Origin of the sequence: Laribacter hongkongensis DSM 14985, from assembly GCF_000423285.1 — a bacterium.
Lineage (GTDB): Bacteria > Pseudomonadota > Gammaproteobacteria > Burkholderiales > Aquaspirillaceae > Laribacter > Laribacter hongkongensis.
The window spans coordinates 41,756-62,394 of record NZ_AUHR01000003.1 but is presented as its reverse complement, the minus strand read 5'-3'; the positions used below and the strand labels follow the sequence as shown (position 1 = coordinate 62,394).

The window sequence follows — 20,639 nt, the reverse complement described above, 5'->3', positions numbered from 1 at the left end:
TCGCCTGTTATAGCAGCCGAGTCATTTCCTGACGGAATTCAGAAACGAACGGTCATATCCTGCATCACGGCTACATGGCACGCGAGCCGGACTTGTGCCGGGTCATCTTCAAACAGCGAGCCGGTCACTGCAGAGGACGGCAGGAATCCATGCCGGATCAGGACATTGCGCTCTTTTTTGGTCAGCTGCACCGGCACCGGCTGCCCGGCATGGCAAAGCGTCACGGCACAGGCACCACAGGTTCCGTGACCGCATCGCCACCAGAGCGGCAATCCCTCGCTCCTGATGACATCGATCAGCAGGGTGCCTGCGGGCACGGACAAAGTGCGCGGGGCCGGCAAATGTAACGACTCAAAGGTCACTCGGAACATGTGCACCAATCCACATCACTGGTTGACCTGATCATGAAGCGGCATGACAAGCCGGCCAGCAAGGATTTTGCTGTCGGGCAAACCCCTGCCGGCAAACAGCCAGAATCCCGTCCGGCAGGCAACAACCATTGCTGGCGGGTTCCATCAGGCGCAGGGCCGCAGCCGCTTCCATGCATTGTCCATGAACAATCCTCATCAACGACTCAAATGCACTTAAAGTATCTGCAGTGTTTGTTGATGGATCATGGACTTGGCGCATTTTCTTTCTTCCGGAACTGGCTCATCATTCAACCTGCCTATTTTTTTATGACCTCCAGAATCAAGCATGTTGTCCTCAAAACACTCTCCGGAACGGAGACCCTCGGCAGAAAACCTCCAGGATGGAGAAGATGCCGGACTGACCAAACGCATCGAGCGGCTGGAAAACAAGATCGACAGTCTTGAAAAGGAACTGTGGTTCCGGTCGCGGCGCTATAACGCGGCACTGACCGGCATGCAACGCACACTCAACATCACGATTGCCAGTGCCATGCTGGTCGCCACCATTTTCTGCATCTGGATATTCTTCATCCAGCACAAACAGTACCTGTCCCACACCATCACCCAGCCCCTCGCCAGCACGCCACTTCCGCAGGTAGCACCGGCCCGTCTGCCGCATCCGAGCCTGCCGGTCCAGATGGTCCCCATGCGGTAAAATCCTTTCGTCTGAACGACCGTCACGTTGCTGCATGTTTCTGCCGGGCAAAGCGATGGACAAGTAGGACAAACAAAAAGCCGGGCAAACTGCCCGGCTTTTTTCATCCAGCCTGCCCACCGGGACATGACTGGCATCAGTACAGGATCAGACCTGCGGAGCGTCAGCCAGAGCGGCCTTGATCGACAGGCGGATGCGGCCGCGCTCGTCGGTTTCCAGCACCTTGACGCGCACTTGCTGGCCTTCCTGGAGGTGATCGGCCACGTTGGCAATCCGTTCATTGGCAATCTGGCTGATGTGCACCAGACCGTCACGACCCGGCATGATCTGCACGATCGCACCGACGTTCTTGTCGAGGATCTTGACCACGGTACCTTCGTAGATCTTGCCGATTTCCACTTCAGCCGTGATCTCTTCGATACGGCGCTTGGCTTCTTCCGCACCTTCGGCCGAAACCGAAGCGATGGTGATCAGGCCGTCTTCGGCGATATCGATGCTGGTACCGGTTTCTTCGGTCAGGGCACGGATTACCGAGCCACCCTTGCCGATCACGTCACGGATCTTGTCCGGATTGATGCGCAGGGTGTACAGGCGCGGAGCGTGGGTCGACAGTTCCTGCGGAGCGTCGATGGCGCTCTTCATGATGCCGAGGATGTGCAGACGGCCTTCCTTGGCCTGGTCCAGCGCCACCTGCATGATTTCCTTGGTGATGCCCTGGATCTTGATGTCCATCTGCAACGCAGTCACGCCGTTTTCGGTACCGGCAACCTTGAAGTCCATGTCGCCGAGGTGGTCTTCGTCACCCAGGATGTCGGTCAGGACGGCAAAGCGGTTGTCTTCAAGGATCAGGCCCATGGCGATGCCGGCCACGTGGGCAGACAGCGGCACACCGGCGTTCATCAGGCTCAGGCAGCCACCGCAGACCGAGGCCATCGACGACGAGCCGTTGGATTCGGTGATTTCCGAAACCACGCGCATCGAGTAGCTGAAGTCTTCCTGCTTGGGCAGCACGGCGATCAGCGCGCGCTTGGCCAGACGGCCGTGGCCGATCTCACGGCGCTTGGGCGGACCCATGCGGCCGGTTTCACCGGTGGAGTACGGCGGGAAGTTGTAGTGCAGCATGAAGCGGTCGGTGTATTCGCCGGCCAGCGCATCAATGATCTGCTCGTCCTGCTTGGTACCCAGCGTGGTGGACACCAGCGCCTGGGTTTCGCCTCGGGTGAACAGCACCGAGCCGTGGGCACGCGGCAGCACGCCGGTACGGATGGCAATCGGGCGCACGGTACGGGTATCGCGGCCGTCGATGCGCGGCTCGCCGGCAAGAATCTGGCCGCGCACAACGTTGGCTTCCAGTTCCTTGAACAGGCTCTTGATGTGGTTGGCGCGCAGGGTCTCGGTTTCTTCGGTGATCAGTGCAGCCTTGACCTTGCTCCATGCTTCACCCAGCGCCTGGCTGCGGGCCTGCTTCTGGCGGATCTTGAATGCGGCTGCCACATCGGCTTCAGCCAGCGCCTTGACCTGGGCAACCAGCTCGGTGTCTTCAGCGGCCGGAGCCCATTCGAAGATCACCGGGTTGACTTCGTCGGCCAGTTCGTTGATGGCCTTGATGGCGGCCTGCATCTGCTCGTGGCCGTACACTACGGCGCCGAGCATGACTGCTTCCGGCAGTTGCTGGGCTTCGGATTCGACCATCAGCACGGCCGACTCGGTACCGGCCACCACGAGATCCAGCTGGCTGGTCGTGAGTTCGGTCTTGGTCGGGTTGAGGATGTATTCGCCGTTGGCGTAACCCACGCGGGCAGCACCGATCGGGCCCATGAACGGCACGCCGGCCAGCACCATGGCAGCCGAAGCACCGATCATGGCCGGGATGTCGGCGTCGACTTCAGGATTGAGCGACATCACGGTCGCCACAACCTGCACGTCGTGGTAGAAGCCGGCCGGGAACAGCGGGCGGATCGGACGGTCGATCAGGCGGCAGGTCAGGATTTCCTTTTCGCTCTGCTTGCCTTCGCGCTTGAAGAAGCCGCCGGGGATCTTGCCGGCAGCGTAGGTGCGTTCGTAGTAATCGACGGTCAGGGGGAAAAAGTCCTGGCCCGGCTTCACGTCCTTGTTGACGGTCACGGCAACCAGCACGACGGTATCGTCCATGCTTACCAGCACGCTACCGGAGGCCTGGCGGGCGATTTCACCGGTTTCGAGCTTGACGGTGTGACGACCGTACTGGAAGGTCTTGCTGAATTTGTTGAACACTGAGGTTTTCCTTGAGGCTTGAGCCACCCCGCGGGTGGCGGGCTGCAACGGGAACCCCTACCTATCGTCGCGACAAGCTGACCACGATAGGTAGAGGCTCCCCCCGTTGCGAAACAGTATGATGCTGCGGTACTGCCGGTCACAGCATAAACAATCTGCTGCAACCCATAAACAAAGAGGTCGCAAACCTGAGTCTGCGACCTCTCCGTGATACGAAGCTTACTTGCGCAGGCCCAGACGGGTGATCAGGGCGCGATAGGCTTCGGCGTCGGTGCGCTTGAGGTAGTCAAGCAGCTTGCGACGACGGCTCACCATCTTCAGGAGGCCACGACGGCTGTGGTGGTCCTTGGTGTTGGCCTTGAAGTGCGGGGTCAGGTCATTGATGCGGGCGGTCAGCAGTGCAACTTGCACTTCCGGGGAACCGGTATCGCCTTCAGCGCGCTGGTAATCCTTGACGATTTCCGCTTTCAGTTCGGTCGAGATGGCCATTTTTTGTTTCCATTTTCAAAAAGCAGGGACGCGAGTCCCGAGACAAGTACGGTGAGCCGCAACCCTTCCGTACTCCCAAATACCGGCATCAGTCCTCGCGGGCTTTTGCCAGCATGCGATCCGGCCACAGCCTGCCGTCTGCACGGATTTCGCCAAGGCCGAAAAAGCGCCCGTCTTCTGCGTACAGGCGCAAGCGCGAGATTGTCGCAGCTTTCTCATCCCTCTGCACGGCTTTTTCCGGATCAACGGCAGCCGGCTGGCCATGCGTCATGCGCTGGAAATCTGCCTCGTCCACCACGACCTTGGGCAAGTGGCTGACCAGGATGTCCGCCGGCAGCAACAGCCCGTCGCGACCGGATTCGTCCAGCGCCTCCAGCTGCTCCAGCGTCACGGTCTGCTCCAGCCGGAAACCCGCCGTGGTCGTACGCCGCAGGTCGGTCAGATAAGCACCACACCCCAGACGCTCGCCGATATCGGCGGCCAGCGTACGGATATAGGTGCCCTTGCTGCACGCCACGTCCATAACCGCCGTTTCGCCATCGAATGCCAGCAGGTCAATCCGGTGAATCGTGACCTGCCGCACCTTGCGCTCGATCTCGACCCCGGCACGGGCATACTCATAGAGCGCCTTGCCCTGGAACTTGAGGGCGGAATACATCGGCGGCACCTGGTCGATTACACCCGTGAAATCCCGGATGACCGCATCCAGTTGCTCCCGGTCAAACGCCGGCGGTGCCACCGGAGTAATCTCGCCTTCCCTGTCCAGCGTCGAGCTGACCGCCCCGAAACGCAGCGTGGCCCGGTAACCTTTGTCGGCATCCAGCAGAAAGGCCGAAAACTTGGTGGCTTCACCAAAGCACAGGGGCAGCAAACCGGTCGCCAGCGGATCCAGCACACCGGTATGTCCTCCCTTCTGCGCACGGAACATCCAGCGGGCCCGTTGCAGGGCCGTGTTGCTGGTCATGCCGCACGGCTTGTCCAGTAACAGCACGCCATCCAGCGGACGGCGCTCAATGCGGGGTTTCTGTTGCGCCATACCGATGCTTCAGTCCTGCTTGTCGTCGTCACGCGGCAATTGCGCGTCAGCTTCTGCTACCTGATCCAGCAGACGGTCCATGTACATGCCGCGCTCGACCGATTCGTCGTACACGAAATGCAGTTCCGGCACGGTAAAGAGCCGGATGCCACGGGCAATTTCACTGCGCAGCCAGCCAGACGCCCTCTCCAGCGTGGACTGGGTTTCCGACAGGTCTTCACTGTTCAGCACGGTATAAAACACTTTGGCATGCGAATAATCGCGCGTGACTTCCACCCCGGTCAGGGTGATGAAACCGATGCGCGGGTCTTTCAGCTCGACCCGGATCAGCTCGGCCAGATCACGCTGGATCTGGTCGGCCACCCGGTCGGCACGGGAAAATCCCTTTTTGCGAGCCATGATTCTGTCTCCTGAAACAAAAAGGCGGCGGGTATCGCCCCGCCGCCCTGTCATGCAACCCGGTTACAGCGAGCGGGCAACTTCGACGATTTCGTAGGCTTCCAGCTGGTCGCCTTCGAGCAGATCGTTGAACCCCTTGAGCATGATGCCGCAGTCGTAGCCCTGTTTGACTTCCTTGACGTCGTCCTTGAAACGCTTGAGGGAGTCGAGCTCGCCGTCGTGCACCACCACGTGGTTGCGGATGACACGAATGCGCGAGGTCCGCTTGATCATGCCATCGATGACCATGCAGCCGGCAATCGTACCAACCTTGGACACCACGAAGAGCTGACGCACTTCGGCAGTACCGGTGATTTCTTCCTTCTTCTCCGGTGCCAACATGCCCGACAGCGCCGACTTCACTTCGTCGATTGCATCGTAGATCACGTTGTAGTAACGGATGTCCACGCCGTTGGCTTCGGCCACCTTGCGGGCAGTGGCATCGGCACGGGTGTTGAAGCCGATGATGACCGCATTGGAAGCCGCTGCCAGGTTGACGTCCGATTCGGTAATGCCACCGACGCCCGAGTGCAGGATCTGCACGCGCACTTCGTCGGTCGACAGCTTTTGCAGGCTGCCGGCCAAGGCTTCGTACGAACCTTGCACGTCGGCCTTGATGATCAGCGGCAGGGAACGGACTTCGCCTTCTGCCATCTGGGCAAACATGTTTTCCAGCTTGGCGGCCTGCTGCTTGGCAAGGCGAACGTCGCGGTACTTGCCGGCGCGGAAGTTGGCGATTTCACGCGCCTTCTTCTCGTCAGCCAGCACCATGGCGTCTTCACCGGCACCCGGCACATCCGACAGGCCGAGGATTTCCACCGGAATCGACGGACCGGCTTCTTCGATCTGCTTGCCGTCTTCGTCCAGCATGGCACGCACGCGGCCGAATGCGGTACCGGCCAGCAGCACGTCACCCTTGCGCAGGGTACCCGACTGCACCAGCAGCGTTGCCACCGAGCCACGACCCTTGTCCAGACGGGCTTCGACGATGATGCCCTTGGCCGGCGCATCGACCGGAGCGGTCAGTTCCAGCACTTCGGCCTGAAGCAGGATGGCTTCCAGCAGTCCGTCAATGTTGAGGCCTTGCTTGGCCGATACTTCGACAAACTGAGTGTCGCCACCCCAGTCTTCCGGCACCACTTCCTGGGCGACCAGTTCCTGACGGATGCGCTCGGGGTTGGCACCCTGCTTGTCAATCTTGTTGACGGCCACCACGATCGGTACACCGGCTGCCTTGGCATGGTGGATGGCCTCGATGGTTTGCGGCATCACGCCATCGTCAGCAGCCACCACCAGCACGACGATGTCGGTCGCCTTGGCACCACGGGCACGCATGGCAGTAAACGCTTCGTGGCCCGGAGTATCGAGGAAGGTGATCATGCCGCGCGGGGTATCCACGTGGTAGGCACCGATGTGCTGGGTAATGCCGCCGGCTTCACCTGCTGCCACCTTGGCCTTGCGGATGCGGTCCAGCAGCGAGGTCTTGCCGTGGTCGACGTGACCCATCACGGTCACGACCGGCGCGCGGTGTTCCAGCTTGGCTTCGACGACATTGCCGTCTTCGACGTCCAGATAGGCCTCCGGATCATCAGTCTTGGCAGCCTTGCCGATGTGGCCGAGTTCTTCGACCACGATCAGGGCGGTTTCCTGGTCAAGCACCTGGTTGATGGTGACCATCATGCCCATCTTCATGAGCGCCTTGATCACTTCGGCAGCCTTCACGGCCATCTTGTGGGCCAGATCGGCCACCGTGATGGTTTCCGGCACCATGACTTCATGCACGATCGGCTCGGCCGGTGCCTGGAAGGCGTGCTGGTTGTCCTGATGCTGACGCTTGCCCTTGCGGGAGCCGCTCTTCCAGCCCGAGGAGGCATCACCGCCGCGGGTTTTCAGGCCGCCGCGCTTCTTGCCGCCATCGCGATCGGTATTGCCGCCACCGGTTTTCTTGCCGGCACCACGACGGTCATCCGCACCACTGCCAGCCGGGCGGGCAGCGCCTGCCGGCGCACCTGCTGCCGGAGCCGGACGGGCACCGCCGGCCGCCGGGCGGGCGGCCGGAGCCGGACGGGCACCACTGCGACCTTCGGCCGGCCTGGCCGGACGCGATTCAGCGGGCTTTTCGGCTGCCGGTTTCGGATTGGCGGCTTCCTGGGCCTTTTGCTGGGCAGCCAGTTTGGCAGCCATGCGGCGGGCTTCACGCTCCTGGCGTTCGCGGATCAGTGCTTCCTGACGGGCACGCAGTTCGGCCTGGCGACGCTCTTCGGCTTCACGTGAGGCGATTTCTTCGGCACTCAGGATCGACACCGGACGTGCAGGTGCAGCGGCCGGCTGTGTGGCTTCGGCAGCCGGAGCCGGCTCGGCAACAGCCTTGGCCGGCTCAGCCTTGACAGGCTCCGGCTTCGGTTCCGGCTTGGCAGCACGAGCGGGTTCTGCCTTGGCAGGCTCGGGTTTCGGTTCCGGCTTGCGTTCGGTGCGCACGGCCGGAGCACCTACACGGTCAGCCGGCTTGAGGGCCGGTTCAGCGGCAGGAGCCTGCGGACGGGCTTCCGGTTCGCGCATTTCGGCAGCCGGAGCTTCCTGGGCTACAGCAGGCGCTGCTGCCGGACGGGCGGCTTCGGCCGGGCGCTCCAGCACGCGCTTCTTGCGCACTTCGACCTGGATGGTACGCGAGCGACCGGAAGCGTCGTTGGCACGCACTTCAGAGGTTTCCTTGCGCTTGAGCGTGACACGCCCGCCTTCGTTGCGGCCTTGCCGCAGGAAGTCAAGGAGGCGTTCCTTGTCAGCGTGACTCAATGCATCATTGATGGAGGTTTTGTTGACACCGGCGGATTTGAGCTGTTCGAGCAAATGCTCGGGCTGCATCTTCAACTCGCCGGCGAACTGTTTGACATTCATTTCTTGCATGCGGTTTCCTGTTCCATGCTTCTCGTCCGGTTCGCCGGGCGTTACTTCTGTTCAAACCAGTGCTCGCGCGCCTTCATGATCAGCGCGCGGGCCTCGTCTTCGGTGATGTTGGTCATGTCGGCCAGTTCATCGACGGCGAGGTCGGCCAGGTCGTCACGGGTGGTGACGCCGTTTTCAGCCAGCTTGACCAAGACGTCCTGCGTCATGCCCGGCAGTTCGCGCAGGGCATCTTCGACGCTGTTCATCTTTTCTTCTGATGCAATTGCCTGGGTCAGCAGGGCTTCACGGGCACGGCTGCGCAGCTCGTTGACGGTTTCAGCGTCGAAATAGCTGATCTGCAGCATTTCCTCGAGCGGTACGTAGGCAATTTCTTCCAGCGTGGTAAAGCCTTCGCTGGCCAACACGTCGGCCACGTCCTGGTCGACATCCAGGGCATCCATGAAGAGCTGTTTCATGGCAGCATCTTCGGCTTCGTGCTTTTCCTCGGCTTCAGCCACGGTCATGATGTTGAGCACCCAACCGGTCAGCTCGGAAGCCAGACGCACGTTCTGGCCGCCACGGCCGATAGCCAGCGCCAGCTGGTCTTCGTCGACGACGACATCCATGGCGTGCTTGTCTTCGTCGATCAGGATGCGCTGCACCTCGGCCGGCGACAGGGCATTGATGACGTACTGCACGATGTCACCAGCCCACAGCACGATGTCGACACGCTCGCCGCCCAGCTCGTTGGTCACGGCCTGCACGCGCGAACCGCGCATACCGATGCAGGTGCCTTGCGGATCAAGACGCGGGTCATTGGCCTTGACGGCAATCTTGGCGCGGCTGCCTGCATCACGGGCGCAGCCCTTGATTTCAAGCATGCCGTCGTCGATTTCCGGCACTTCCTGACGGAAGAGCTCGGTAATGAACTGCGGCGCAATGCGCGACAGGATGATCTGCGGCCCGCGGCCCATGCGGTCCACGCGCAGCAGGTAGGCCTTGACCCGGTCACCGACACGCAGGTTTTCCTTGGGAATCTGCTGTTCGCGCGGCAGCAAGGCTTCGAGCTTGCCAAGATCGATGATCACGTTGCCGCGTTCGATGCGCTTGATGGTCCCGGACACCAGCTTTTCATTACGGTCCAGAAAATCGTTGAGCACCTGCTCGCGCTCGGCATCACGGATTTTCTGCAGGATGACCTGCTTGGCCGTCTGGGCGCCGATACGGCCGAATTCGATGGCCTCGACCGGTTCTTCCTTGATGGTCCCGACAACGGCTTCGACTTCGTGTTCGGCTGCGTCAGACATGGCGATCTGGCGGCTGGGGAATTCATGGTCGTTGTCTTCCACCACGGTCCAGCGGCGGAAGGTTTCATAGGCGCCAGTATGCCGGTCGATCGACACTCGCACGTCGATCTCGTCCTGATTGGTATCCTGGCTGATTTTCTTTTTGGTGGCCGAAGCCAGAGCCAGCTCAAGGGCACCGAAAACAATGTCCTTGCTGACGTTTTTTTCACGTGCCAGTGCATCCACCAGCAACAGAATTTCGCGACTCATGATTCCTCCGAATTCTTGCACCCACACATCCTGTGGGCTATCGCCGCAGTCGGCTGTCCCCGTTTGCCCGCTTAAAACTGCGGGTCAAGCCGGGCCTTGTCGATGCTGGCAAGCGGAATCGCCACGCGCTCGCCATCGATATCGAGTTCGACCTGTCCGTCTGCCAGCCCGACCAGCGTGCCGGCAAATTTCTTGCGTTCACCGATCGGCAGGCGCGTCTTGATGCGCACCCGCTCCCCGGCAAAGCGCGCATAATCCGCTTCGCGCGTCAACGGACGGTCAAGACCGGGCGAGCTGACTTCCAGCCGGTCATAATCGATGTTTTCCACAGTAAAAAGCCGCGTCAGGTGGTTGCTCACCTTGACGCAATCATCCAGTGCAATTCCTGCCGGCGCGTCGATGAACACGCGCATCAGGCCGCCATGCCCGAGTTCGAAATCGACCAGCTCATAACCCAACCCGGACAGGGTGGTTTCCAACAACGTACGGACATCCATTCAGTTTCGTTCCGCAAATAAAAAATGGGCGAAACGCCCATCCCTAAACAATCAGATTTTACCCGCTTTTTCACCGGAAGAAAACCGCGGCCTGCCTTATCTTTGCCGGAGGGCACGCACTCCGGCTTGCGCGCCTCCCTTTACGACATGCAGATAACTGGGCTAAAGTCCCTCAAAATCAAACGACCGTTTGGCTCGTCATGTCAACCATCCTTTTTGCATGACCACACCAGGCAGACATACAAGACCTGCGCCACAGCAGCCCAACCGAGGAGAGACACCCATGGAAAAGATCTGGTTCAAGAACTACGAGCCGGGCGTGCGTCATGAAGTCGACACCAACGAGTTTGCCTCGATCCCGGACGTCTTCCGTCAGGCCGTCGGACAGTTCCGTGACCGGCCAGCCATGGCCAACATGGACAAGGTGCTGAGCTACGGCGAACTGGATGTCCTCAGCCGCGAATTCGGCTCCTACCTGCAAAACACGCTCAGGCTTGCCCGCGGCAGCCGCGTGGCCGTCATGATGCCCAACCTGCTGCAATATCCGGTTGCGGTGTTCGGCATCCTGCGAGCCGGCTATACCGTGGTCAACGTTAACCCGCTCTACACTCCGCGCGAACTCGAACACCAGCTCAAGGATGCAGGCACCGACGCCATCGTGATCGTCGAGAATTTTGCCAGCGTGCTGGAGCAGGTCATCCGCCGCACCCCGGTCACGCAGGTCATCGTTACCGGCGTGGGCGACCTGCTGGGCTTCCCCAAGCGGACCATCGTCAACTTCGTGCTGCGCAAGGTGAAGAAGATGGTACCGCCCTACCGGCTGCCGGGCCATGTCCGCTTCCTTGATGCGCTGGCCGCCGGACGGCAGGCCAGCTGCGAGGATGCTGCGCTGACGCACGACGACATTGCCTTCCTCCAGTACACCGGCGGCACCACCGGCGTCTCCAAAGGCGCCATGCTCACCCACGGCAATATCGTGGCCAACATGCAGCAGGCTGCCGAATGGGTGAAAAACCAGGTCCGCCCCGGACAGGAAATCATCGTTACGGCCCTGCCGCTCTACCACATCTTCTCGCTGACGGCCAACCTGATGGTCTTCACCCGTTCCGGCGCCCTCAACATCCTGATCACCAACCCGCGCGACATTCCGGGCTTCATCAAGGAGATGGGCAAGTACAAGGTCACCGCCATGACCGGCGTCAACACCCTGTTCAACGCTTTGGTCAACCACCCCGACTTTTCCAGACTCGACTTTTCCAGCTGGAGGGTCGTGCTGGGTGGCGGCATGGCGGTCCAGAAAGCCGTGGCAGACAAATGGAAACAGGTCACCGGCATTCCACTGATCGAAGCCTACGGCCTGACCGAAACCAGCCCGGCCGCCTGCATCAACCCGCTGACCCTGCCCGCCTACAACGGCTGCATCGGCCTGCCCGTTCCTTCCACCGACATCCAGATACGTGACCTAGAAGGCCGAGAAGTTGCCATGGGCGAAGCCGGTGAACTGTTCATCAAGGGTCCGCAGGTCATGAAAGGCTACTGGAACCGGCCGGAAGAAACCGCCAAGGTTCTGGGACAGGACGGCTTTCTGGCTACCGGCGACATGGCGGTCATTACTCCCGACGGCTTCGTCAAGCTGGTCGACCGCAAAAAGGACATGATCCTGGTTTCGGGTTTCAACGTTTACCCGAACGAAATCGAGGACGTGGTCGCCATGCACCCGGGCGTGCTCGAAGTAGCCTGCATCGGCCTGCCGGACGACAAGTCGGGCGAAGTCGTCAAGGTATTCGTCGTCCGCAAGGACCCGAACCTGACCGAGCGCGACATCATCGAACACTGCAAGGCCAACCTGACCGGTTACAAAGTTCCAAAATTCGTAGAATTCCGTAACGAACTGCCCAAGACCAACGTCGGCAAGATCCTGCGCCGCGCCCTCAGGGACGAAACCACCGCCTGAGCCGCGCCCTCCGGCATTTCCGGGCATCCCGGCCATGTGTTGCACATGGCCGTTTTCTTGTCTGTCACGCCGCCGTAGCGACATAACAACGACAAGTCTGCATGCTATAGTCGCCCACTTTCCGCTGCCGCCCGGCAGCTCAACCCGAACCGACCCGATCATGCTCAGCCTCTACGGCATCCCCAACTGCGGCAGCGTCAAGAAAGCCCGCCTCTGGCTCGAAAACCACGGCATCGACTACCGCTTCCATGACTTCAAAAAAACCGGCATCGACACCGCCAGACTGGAAAGCTGGCTTGACCAGGTACCGGTCGATACGCTGGTCAACCGCAAAGGCACCACATGGCGTGGCCTGAGCGATGCCGACAAGGCTCGCGCAGCAAGCCGCGACGGTGCCATCGGCCTGATGCAGCAATATCCCTCGCTCATCAAGCGTCCCGTCGTGGAAACCGGCAGCAGCCTGCTGGTCGGCTTTGACGAAACCCGTTACACCGAAAGCTTCGGCGCATGAACCCGACTCTCGAACTCGCCTGCGAGCTGATCCGCCGCAACTCCACCACACCGGACGATGCCGGCTGCCAAGAGCTGATGATCGCGCGCCTGGAACGCATCGGCTTCACGGTCGAGCGCATGCGTTTTGGCGAAGTGGACAATTTCTGGGCCCGCCGCGGCTCCGACAGCCCGACACTGTGCTTTGCCGGCCATACCGACGTGGTACCGACCGGCCCGCTGACCGCCTGGCATTCCGATCCGTTCGAGCCCGTCGAGCGGGACGGCCACCTGTTCGGCCGGGGCGCAGCCGACATGAAGGCCTCGCTGGCCGCATTCGTGACCGCCATCGAGGATTTTGTTGCCGGACATCCGGACCACAAAGGTTCGATCGCCCTGCTGGTGACCTCCGACGAAGAAGGCGTGGCCGTACACGGCACACGTGCCGTTGTCGAAACCCTGGCAGCCCGTGGCGAAACCTTCGACTGGTGCATCGTGGGCGAACCCACTTCGGCCCGACAGTTCGGAGACACCATCAAGAACGGCCGTCGCGGCTCGCTGTCCGGCAAGCTGACTGTCAAGGGCGTGCAGGGCCATATCGCCTATCCGCATCTGGCCCGGAACCCGGTCCACCTGCTGGCTCCGGCACTGGCCGAGCTGGCGGCCATCCGCTGGGACGAAGGCAACGCCCATTTCCCGCCGACCAGCTGGCAGGCATCCAACATCCATGGTGGCACGGGTGCCACCAACATCATCCCCGGTACGGTCGAAGTGCAGTTCAATTTCCGCTTTTCGACCGAACAGACTGCCGACGGCCTGAAAAATGCAGTTCATTCCTTGCTGGACCGGCATGGTCTGGACTACGAACTTGAATGGAACCTGTCAGGCAACCCGTTCCTGACCGCCACCGGTGACCTGATTGCTGCCATTGAAACAGCCGTGAAAGACGTCACCGGCATCATGCCGGAGCTCAATACCAGCGGCGGCACGTCCGACGGGCGCTTCATCAAGGATGTGTGCCGCGAAGTCGTTGAATTCGGCCCTCTCAACGCCACCATTCACAAAGTCAACGAGTGCGTGGCAGTGGAGGATGTGCCAAAACTGTCAGAGATATACCGGCGGACACTGGCATCCCTTCTGGCCCGCTGACAGCGGGCTTTTTTGTTTGTGCGAAATTCCGGATAACCATGGAAGTCTTCAAGATATTCATTGCGCTTCTCGTGCTGGTCAACCCGATCGGGGCCATTCCGATCTTCATCAGCCTGACCCCCAACTCGACGGCAGAAGAGCGCCAGCGCATTGCGCTGACCACATCCAAAGCGGTGGCCATCGTCACGGTCACCTTTGCCCTGTTGGGCGAAACCATCCTGAAATTCCTGAACATCAGCGTCGGGTCGTTCCAGGTCGGCGGCGGCATCCTGATGATGCTGATCGCCATTGCCATGATGAACGCCAAGCAGACGCCGACCAAGACCACGCGCCAGGAACAGGAAGAAGCCGAGTTCAAGACCAACATTGCCGTCGTGCCGCTGGCCATTCCGCTGATGACCGGTCCGGGCACCATGTCCACCATCATCATCTATGCCAGCACCTCGCACGACTGGATAGAACTTGTGATGCTGCTGCTGGCCTGCGGCCTGATCGCCGTGACCTGCTACGTAGCCTTGCGCGCCGCCACACCCATCAGCCGCATGCTTGGCCAGACCGGCATCAACATTGTCAACCGGGTGATGGGCATGGTGCTGGCGGCCGTGTCGGTAGAAGTCATTGTCAACGGGCTGTACCGGCTGTTTCCGATGCTCAATCATTAAGGATGAATTTGCGCCATAACAGAGTATTGTGAACAATTCCGCATAAATCGGTATTTCAGGTTAAACTTCTATAGGTTGCCGTCCCGTTTACTCTCACCCGGCGAATGCTGTGCAGGTTCGCTTGATTGGCTGCTTATCGTGCCCATTCCGCTCCGCAAACGACTCCACGCCGACTCTGCGCCGCCAACGCTCAGGCGTTATGGCTTCCTGCTGCTGCCGCGTTTCTCGCTGTCGAGCTACGCACTGGCAATGGACGTGCTTGCCGCGGCCAACGACCGTGCCGAACGCAAGCTCTACGACACCCTGACGCTGTCGCTGGACGGTGGCCGGGTGCGTGCGGCCAACGGCATTGACCTGGCAGCCGACCTGGCACCCGAATTCGCTCCCAAGCTCGATGGCATTTTCGTGTTTGCCGACGACCTGAACGTCGACTTCGACTGCGACCTGCTGGCCCAGCAACTGATGCCGTTTGCCCAGGAAGGCTGCCTGATTGCCGGCATGGAAACCGCCAGTTTCCTGCTGGCCCGGATCGGCCTGTTGTCGGGATACCGCGCCACCATCCACTGGGAAGAAATGGCACGCTTTTCCGAAGCATTTGATGACGTAATCGTATCGTCGAACCTCTTCGAAATTGACCGCCAGCGGGCCAGCTGCGCCGGCGGGGCTGCAACGCTGGATTTCATGCTGACGCTGATCGGCCAGCAGCACGGCAACGAGTTTGCCGCCGAGATTTCCGAGCGTTTCAGCCTTGAGCGCATCCGTCCGGGCAGCGAGCGCCAGCGCATCCCGCTGGCCACCCGCATCGGCGGCAGCCAGCCCAAGCTCACCGAAGCTGTCAGCCTGATGGAAGCCAACATCGAAGAGCCGTTGTCGACCGACGACATCGCGTTCTACGTCGGGGTATCGCGGCGGCAGCTCGAGCGCCTGTTCAAGCAGTACCTCAACACGGTGCCGTCACGCTATTACCTGGAGCTGCGCCTTAACCGCGCCCGACAGCTGTTGCAGCAGACCAGCAAGTCCATCGTGCAGATCGGCCTGTCGTGCGGATTTTCCAGCGGTCCGCACTTTTCCAGCACCTACCGCAACCACTTCGGCATCACGCCGCGCGAAGAACGCGCCCAGCGGGCCCTGCCTGCCCGGCACGGCGAGGCATGACGGCAAAAAGGCGACCCGCAGGGTCGCCTTTGTTCATGGAGGAAAAGCTCATTCCAGCCAGTCCAGCAGGCCGACGGCACGCCCCTTGACGATCTGCTTGCCGGCCACCCGGTCACCGGCAAACTGGATGACGATCACCGTATCCCCCTGCCGCCACACGGCACCACCACCGCCTTCCCCCAGCAGCGAGCCGCTGACCATTTCAGCCGGCTCCCCCAGGATGGCCACTACATCAGCCCGGTCCATGCCGTCATTGATCCGGGCATAGTTGGCGCTGGTCAGCCGGGAAGTGGCGCAGCCCGCAAGCAGGACAACCGCCACCCCGGCCACCAGCAGCCGGCGCATGCCGCCATGCCGGCCGGTCTTCATCGTGCCTTTCCGCCGTTACGCGATACCACCACGTAAAACTTGCGTACCGGCTCGCAGACTTCGAACTCGCCACGAAAACCTGCCGGAATCACGGCAGCGTCCCCGGCCCGCACTTCGACAGCCACACCGTCGGCGTCCCACAGCCGTACCCGGCCCTCCAGCACGGCAAAGAACTCCTCCTTGTCCGCAGCAAACGCAATGCGCCAGCGGCCGGTTTCGCAGGCCCACACACCAGCGGACACCACGCCGTCATCACTGTCGTAATGGTTCCAGGTCGTCCGGCGCGGCTGACCGCTGACCCGGCGATCCTCGCGTGGCTCGTCGTACACCGGAATCGGGCACACATAGGAAAAGAGGCAAATTGACGGATTCATGACCAGCCTTTCAATACCTGACGCAGTTGCCTGCCCATCTTACGTGAGCCGGTTCAGTAATCCATGCCCAAAGTCAGATAAGCCGTCAGTTTGCCGCCCTCCGCATAGCCCACACCCAGAAACAGCGGCCCCAGCAGACTGTCGGCTGCCGCAAACAGCGAACCTGCCGGAATCCAGCCGGTTTTTTGCGCGTAACCGTCCGGCACACCCCAGACCCGCCCCGCCTCCAGCGAGCCGCCCAGATACAGGCCGCTGCCCAGCGCCGAAGGCAGGCTGGCCACCCGCCGGTATCCCATCAGCCGTACCAGCGCAACCTTTTCGCCAACCAGCTGGTCAGCCTTGTAACCCGACAGGTTCAGGAATCCGCCCAGGGTCGAAAACTCGTCCACTTGCAGGCTGTCAGACTGCAACAGTGCCGAGCCCTTGAAGGTCACACGCAATACGGTATTGGCATCAAAGGGATACGCCTTGTCCAGACTCATCAGCAAGCGCCGGGTTTCATCGTCATCCCCCAGCCCCCGGATGCCCTGGTAAGCATGCAGCGTCGCCAGATATCCGCTGCGCGGCAGTCTGGGACTGTCGAACTGGTCGACCACCAGTGAAGCCTCGATCCCGCCGACCGGATTACGCCGGCCTTCACGTCCGAATACACCCGGATCACCAAGACTCAGCCTGGTTTCATCATGCCCGTGCGTCAGCCCAACACGGACCTCACCGTAATTGCCCAGCGACCGGCCGCCACCGACCGACAGCCGCGGAGAGCTGATGTCAAAACGGGCAATCTGTTCACCCTCCCGGTTGAACAGGGTAAAGGGGCGCTGGCTGTAACCGGCAGCGGCGTAACCAAACCACGGGTTGCCGACCGACAGCGGCTGGTACCACTCGGTACCGAAGGCATCCTTCTGCCCAAAGCGGACTACATTACGCCACTCGGCTCCGGCGGCATTCAGCCAGCGCCGGGTGTAGCCGAAATTCAGGTTAAAGGTGGATTCCCCGCTGGTTTCCGAGGCAAACGTCATCCCGAACCGTAGATAGTTGGGCGCGATGGAGCGATCCTCGGCCTGTACGTCAATGGCCACCCGGCCGTCTGCCTCATCCCTCAAGCCGTAATTCAAGCGCTCGTAATCGCCGCTGGCATAGGCTTCGCGCAGTGTCCGGTGCAGCTCTCCGGTATCCAGTGGCTGGCCTTCCAGCCGCTCCAGTGGCTGACGCAGCGCCTCGGGCGATACGTAGCGGGTTTCGGCGACCGTAATCCGGCTGACTTCCGGCTGGCGTTCCTCGACCTGCTGGTGCCTCTGTTGCCATGCCCGGTAGTCATCTTCGTCCAGCGACAACGCCGACAGGGCTTCGGCATGCTGGCGAATGGCCTTCCGCCCCAGCTCGGCCAGCTGCGGGCTGGCACTGAAGCTGGCGCTGGTGTAGTTACCCAGATCCGGCCGGATGAAAATATCCCGCTTGTCGAGATAGCGCATTTGCTGGCGTACGTTCTGCTGCACGCCGATGTTGGTGGCCTGCGCTACCACGTCAAGCACCGAGCGGATGGCGCCCGGCTTGAGCGACGGCGTACCGACATCCACCACGATCAGGATGTCGGCACACTGGTTTTTCAGGTTCTGGATCGGCAGCTGGCGGGCCAGGCCACCATCGACCAGCAGGCTGTCGCCGTAGGGCACCGGATCAAACAGGCCCGGCACCGCCATGCTGGCTCGCAAGGCCGTGGCCAGGTCTCCGCTACGGAAGGTCACCGGCTCGCCGGTGGTCAGGTCTGTCGCCATGGCCTGAAACGGGATCGGCAGGGCATCAAAGCTGTCCCGGTGTACGTTGCGCGCCAGATCACGGATGAAGAGGTCGATTTCCTGTGAATTGATCGCACCTCGCGGCAGTTGCAAACTGCCATCGCGCACGCCGACGGCAAAATCGAAATAGTTGAGGAAATCGTCGCGCTTGACGGTAAACGGCACGTTGGAGCGGGCAGCCCGCCCGGCCAGCATGGCATCCCAGTCGGCATCAGCAAACTGCTGCTGCAATTCGGCCACCGGCCGCCCGGCAGCATAGAAACCACCGATCAGCGCACCGGCCGAAGCACCAGCCAGACAGTCGATCGGGATGCGCAGGCGTTCCAGCTCCTCCAGCACCCCCAGGTGGGCAAAGCCTCGCGCGCCGCCGCCCCCCAGTACCAGACCGATGCGCGGGCGCTCGGCATTGGCGGATGCGGCCTGGGTCACCAGCGGCAACACGCAGGCCAGACTGCACAGAGCCATACTAAACAGTTTTTTCAAGGACATTGGGCATCGCATCCGGCAATAACGACGCCATTATAGAGGGGCACCTGTTGCCGCCGTGCATTTGCAACCCGAAAAGCCCCGGCTGTTGCAGTTGCCGCGTCGCCGTCCGGAACACGCTGTTAAAATGCCGGCAATCAACCTTCACTACCGACAAAGCGATTGCCCCATGTTTTCCCGTCTGGTCCTGGCTTCCAACAACGCCGGCAAACTGCGCGAATTCAGCGCGCTCCTGGCTCCGCTCGGCGTTGACGAAGTCCTGCCGCAGCGCGCCCTGAATGTTCCCGAGGCCGAAGAACCCTACGGCACCTTTCTGGAAAATGCCCTGACCAAGGCCCGTCATGCCAGCCGCCTGACCGGCCTGCCGGCACTGGCCGATGATTCCGGCCTGTGCGTCGATACCCTGGGCGGTGCGCCAGGCGTGCTGTCGGCACGCTTTGCCGGCGAGCCGAAATCGGATGCCCGCAACAATGCCTACCTGCTGGAAAGACTGGCCGGCAACACCCGCCGCCGGGGACATTACTACTGCGTGCTGGTGCTGGTCCGCTCGGAGGACGATCCGCAGCCGATCGTGGCCGATGCCATGTGGCCAGGCGAAATCCTGACCGCCCCGCGCGGTGACGGCGGATTCGGCTACGACCCGCTGTTCTGGCTGCCGGACCACCAGTGCTCGGTCGCCGAACTGGACCCGGCCACCAAAAACCGTGACAGCCACCGCGGCCAGGCCCTGCGCCAGCTGGTCAGCAAGCTTGAGGCCCTGCGCTGACATGGGCCCCAGTCTGATCGCCACCCCGCAGAAAGCCGGGGAGCTGACCGTCCTGCCCCCGTTGTCGCTCTACGTGCATGTGCCGTGGTGCCTGAAAAAATGCCCGTACTGCGACTTCAATTCGCACGGCGTGCGCGGACCGGTGGACGAGGCCGGCTACATCGATGCCCTGCTCGCTGATCTGGACCAGTCACTGCCGCTGGTCTGGGGCCGGTCACTGAAAACGGTGTTCATCGGTGGCGGCACGCCGAGCCTGCTGTCTGCCGAAGCATTCGACCGCCTGTTGTCAGGCGTGCGTGCGCGCCTGAAGCTCGACCCGCAGGCCGAGATCACGCTGGAAGCCAACCCCAGCACTGCCGAGGCGGGCCGCTTCCGCGAATACCGGGCCGCCGGCATCAACCGGCTGTCGATCGGCATCCAGAGTTTTGACGACCGCTTCCTGCATGCGCTCGGCCGCGTCCACGATGGCAAGGAGGCCCACCTGGCGGCTGATCTGGCGGCCGACACTTTCGATACCTTCAATCTTGACCTGATGTATGCCCTGCCCGGCCAGACCCTGGCCGAGGCTCAGGCCGACGTCACGGCGGCCGTGGCGCACCGTCCCACGCATCTTTCCTGCTATCACCTGACGCTGGAACCGAACACGCTGTTTGCTGCCGCGCCCCCGGCCGGGCTGCCGGACGATGACACCTCGGCCGACATGCAGGAAGCCATCGAAGCCAGGCTGGCCGAAGCCGGCTTTTGCCACTACGAAACCTCGGCCTTTGCCCGCCCCGGATTCGAAAGCCGCCACAACCTCAATTACTGGACGTTTGGCGACTACCTGGGTATCGGTGCCGGTGCCCATGGCAAGATCAGCTTTGCCGACCGCATCGTGCGGCAGATGAAGCACAAGCAGCCGCAGGCCTACCTGGAGGCCGTCGCCCGTGGGCAGGCGGTCCAAAACGAGCACGAAATTGCCGTGGTCGACCGGCCGTTCGAATTCATGATGAATGCGCTGCGCCTGACCGGCGGCGTGCCAACGCCCCTTTTCAGCGAACGCACCGGCGTACCGCTGGCCCGCATCAGCCGCGAGCTGGCCGAGGCCGTCCGGCAGGGTCTGCTGGATGCCGATCCGGCCCGGCTGGCACCCACGCCCCAGGGGCAACGCTTCCTCAACGACCTTCTGACCCTGTTCTTGCGCGATGCCGGCCAGGCCGCGCCTTATGCTACGGAGACTTGA

At 61.7% G+C, this 20,639-nt stretch carries 19 protein-coding genes; 8 read left to right on the top strand and 11 right to left on the bottom strand.

Annotation, left to right across the window (positions count from 1 at the left end):
- Positions 1-38: 38 nt before the first annotated feature.
- Positions 39-341, bottom strand: coding sequence for a 2Fe-2S iron-sulfur cluster-binding protein (locus tag G542_RS17810; protein ID WP_041825626.1), 303 nt, complete (start codon positions 339-341; stop codon positions 39-41).
- Between the two features lie 355 nt (positions 342-696).
- On the opposite strand from G542_RS17810, the gene G542_RS0103245 reads away from it, so the two are divergent.
- A complete protein-coding gene (locus tag G542_RS0103245) occupies positions 697-1,065 on the top strand; it encodes a hypothetical protein (RefSeq protein ID WP_012697393.1) in 369 nt (122 codons plus the stop codon).
- Positions 1,066-1,212: 147 nt separating this feature from the next.
- On the opposite strand, the gene pnp is transcribed toward G542_RS0103245, so the two are convergent.
- The 7 genes from pnp to rimP all read right to left on the bottom strand — a co-directional run bounded on the left by pnp (position 1,213) and on the right by rimP (position 10,217).
- A complete protein-coding gene (pnp, locus tag G542_RS0103240) occupies positions 1,213-3,318 on the bottom strand; it encodes a polyribonucleotide nucleotidyltransferase (RefSeq protein ID WP_012697394.1) in 2,106 nt (701 codons plus the stop codon).
- Positions 3,319-3,537: 219 nt separating this feature from the next.
- On the bottom strand, positions 3,538-3,807 hold the full coding sequence (gene rpsO, locus G542_RS0103235; RefSeq protein WP_012697395.1) for a 30S ribosomal protein S15: 270 nt from the start codon (positions 3,805-3,807) through the stop codon (positions 3,538-3,540).
- A gap of 88 nt (positions 3,808-3,895) precedes the next feature.
- Complete coding sequence (truB, locus tag G542_RS0103230; RefSeq protein ID WP_012697396.1) at positions 3,896-4,843, bottom strand: tRNA pseudouridine(55) synthase TruB; 948 nt, start codon at positions 4,841-4,843, stop codon at positions 3,896-3,898.
- Positions 4,844-4,852: 9 nt separating this feature from the next.
- Complete coding sequence (rbfA, locus tag G542_RS0103225; protein ID WP_162142332.1) at positions 4,853-5,245, bottom strand: 30S ribosome-binding factor RbfA; 393 nt, start codon at positions 5,243-5,245, stop codon at positions 4,853-4,855.
- 60 nt (positions 5,246-5,305) lie between these two features.
- On the bottom strand, positions 5,306-8,185 hold the full coding sequence (infB, locus tag G542_RS0103220) for a translation initiation factor IF-2 (protein ID WP_027823360.1): 2,880 nt from the start codon (positions 8,183-8,185) through the stop codon (positions 5,306-5,308).
- A 41-nt stretch (positions 8,186-8,226) separates the two neighbouring features.
- Positions 8,227-9,720, bottom strand: a complete 1,494-nt coding sequence (nusA, locus tag G542_RS0103215; RefSeq protein ID WP_012697399.1) for a transcription termination factor NusA — start codon at positions 9,718-9,720, stop codon at positions 8,227-8,229.
- Positions 9,721-9,791: 71 nt separating this feature from the next.
- Positions 9,792-10,217 (bottom strand): ribosome maturation factor RimP, encoded by a 426-nt coding sequence (gene rimP / locus G542_RS0103210; RefSeq protein ID WP_012697400.1) that lies wholly within the window; start codon positions 10,215-10,217, stop codon positions 9,792-9,794.
- 283 nt (positions 10,218-10,500) lie between these two features.
- Between rimP and G542_RS0103205 the strand changes: the two genes are divergently transcribed.
- The 5 genes from G542_RS0103205 to G542_RS0103185 all read left to right on the top strand — a co-directional run bounded on the left by G542_RS0103205 (position 10,501) and on the right by G542_RS0103185 (position 15,626).
- Positions 10,501-12,171 (top strand): long-chain-fatty-acid--CoA ligase, encoded by a 1,671-nt coding sequence (locus G542_RS0103205; protein WP_027823359.1) that lies wholly within the window; start codon positions 10,501-10,503, stop codon positions 12,169-12,171.
- A 160-nt stretch (positions 12,172-12,331) separates the two neighbouring features.
- Entirely contained in the window at positions 12,332-12,682 is a 351-nt protein-coding gene (locus tag G542_RS0103200) for an arsenate reductase (protein ID WP_012697402.1), read from the top strand.
- The gene (gene dapE / locus G542_RS0103195; protein ID WP_027823357.1) at positions 12,679-13,809 is read left to right on the top strand and encodes a succinyl-diaminopimelate desuccinylase; all 1,131 of its coding nucleotides are present in this window, start codon (positions 12,679-12,681) and stop codon (positions 13,807-13,809) included. The genes G542_RS0103200 and dapE overlap by 4 nt, the downstream gene beginning before the upstream one ends.
- Before the next feature lie 38 nt (positions 13,810-13,847).
- Positions 13,848-14,471, top strand: coding sequence for a MarC family protein (locus G542_RS0103190; protein WP_012697404.1), 624 nt, complete (start codon positions 13,848-13,850; stop codon positions 14,469-14,471).
- 138 nt (positions 14,472-14,609) lie between these two features.
- Positions 14,610-15,626, top strand: coding sequence for a GlxA family transcriptional regulator (locus G542_RS0103185; RefSeq protein ID WP_012697405.1), 1,017 nt, complete (start codon positions 14,610-14,612; stop codon positions 15,624-15,626).
- A 48-nt stretch (positions 15,627-15,674) separates the two neighbouring features.
- Here the strand turns inward: G542_RS0103185 and G542_RS15750 are convergent, their stop codons facing one another.
- Genes G542_RS15750 through G542_RS0103170 form a run of 3 tightly spaced genes read right to left on the bottom strand, consistent with a single transcriptional unit; the run spans position 15,675 to position 18,630 of the window.
- Positions 15,675-15,995 carry a hypothetical protein gene (locus tag G542_RS15750; protein WP_051189878.1) on the bottom strand — a complete coding sequence of 107 codons (321 nt, stop codon included), beginning with the start codon at positions 15,993-15,995 and terminating at the stop codon, positions 15,675-15,677.
- Positions 15,992-16,369 (bottom strand): cupin domain-containing protein, encoded by a 378-nt coding sequence (locus G542_RS0103175; RefSeq protein WP_012697407.1) that lies wholly within the window; start codon positions 16,367-16,369, stop codon positions 15,992-15,994. The genes G542_RS15750 and G542_RS0103175 overlap by 4 nt, the downstream gene beginning before the upstream one ends.
- A gap of 53 nt (positions 16,370-16,422) precedes the next feature.
- Positions 16,423-18,630, bottom strand: coding sequence for a patatin-like phospholipase family protein (locus G542_RS0103170; RefSeq protein WP_034984952.1), 2,208 nt, complete (start codon positions 18,628-18,630; stop codon positions 16,423-16,425).
- A gap of 190 nt (positions 18,631-18,820) precedes the next feature.
- On the opposite strand from G542_RS0103170, the gene rdgB reads away from it, so the two are divergent.
- Together rdgB and hemW are read left to right on the top strand one after the other, a co-directional pair.
- Positions 18,821-19,417, top strand: coding sequence for an RdgB/HAM1 family non-canonical purine NTP pyrophosphatase (rdgB, locus tag G542_RS0103165; protein WP_012697409.1), 597 nt, complete (start codon positions 18,821-18,823; stop codon positions 19,415-19,417).
- 1 nt (position 19,418) lies between these two features.
- Complete coding sequence (gene hemW, locus G542_RS0103160; protein ID WP_027823355.1) at positions 19,419-20,639, top strand: radical SAM family heme chaperone HemW; 1,221 nt, start codon at positions 19,419-19,421, stop codon at positions 20,637-20,639.

Excerpts from the sequence above, each read along its gene's own strand:
- G542_RS0103245 (WP_012697393.1), top strand. The coding sequence starts at position 697 with ATGTTGTCCTCAAAACACTCTCCGGAACGGAGACCCTCGGCAGAAAAC.
- rpsO (WP_012697395.1), bottom strand. The coding sequence starts at position 3,807 with ATGGCCATCTCGACCGAACTGAAAGCGGAAATCGTCAAGGATTACCAG.
- truB (WP_012697396.1), bottom strand. The coding sequence starts at position 4,843 with ATGGCGCAACAGAAACCCCGCATTGAGCGCCGTCCGCTGGATGGCGTG.
- infB (WP_027823360.1), bottom strand. The coding sequence starts at position 8,185 with ATGCAAGAAATGAATGTCAAACAGTTCGCCGGCGAGTTGAAGATGCAG.
- nusA (WP_012697399.1), bottom strand. The coding sequence starts at position 9,720 with ATGAGTCGCGAAATTCTGTTGCTGGTGGATGCACTGGCACGTGAAAAA.
- rimP (WP_012697400.1), bottom strand. The coding sequence starts at position 10,217 with ATGGATGTCCGTACGTTGTTGGAAACCACCCTGTCCGGGTTGGGTTAT.
- G542_RS0103205 (WP_027823359.1), top strand. The coding sequence starts at position 10,501 with ATGGAAAAGATCTGGTTCAAGAACTACGAGCCGGGCGTGCGTCATGAA.
- G542_RS0103200 (WP_012697402.1), top strand. The coding sequence starts at position 12,332 with ATGCTCAGCCTCTACGGCATCCCCAACTGCGGCAGCGTCAAGAAAGCC.
- dapE (WP_027823357.1), top strand. The coding sequence starts at position 12,679 with ATGAACCCGACTCTCGAACTCGCCTGCGAGCTGATCCGCCGCAACTCC.
- G542_RS0103190 (WP_012697404.1), top strand. The coding sequence starts at position 13,848 with ATGGAAGTCTTCAAGATATTCATTGCGCTTCTCGTGCTGGTCAACCCG.
- G542_RS15750 (WP_051189878.1), bottom strand. The coding sequence starts at position 15,995 with ATGAAGACCGGCCGGCATGGCGGCATGCGCCGGCTGCTGGTGGCCGGG.
- G542_RS0103175 (WP_012697407.1), bottom strand. The coding sequence starts at position 16,369 with ATGAATCCGTCAATTTGCCTCTTTTCCTATGTGTGCCCGATTCCGGTG.
- G542_RS0103170 (WP_034984952.1), bottom strand. The coding sequence starts at position 18,630 with ATGGCTCTGTGCAGTCTGGCCTGCGTGTTGCCGCTGGTGACCCAGGCC.
- rdgB (WP_012697409.1), top strand. The coding sequence starts at position 18,821 with ATGTTTTCCCGTCTGGTCCTGGCTTCCAACAACGCCGGCAAACTGCGC.
- hemW (WP_027823355.1), top strand. The coding sequence starts at position 19,419 with ATGGGCCCCAGTCTGATCGCCACCCCGCAGAAAGCCGGGGAGCTGACC.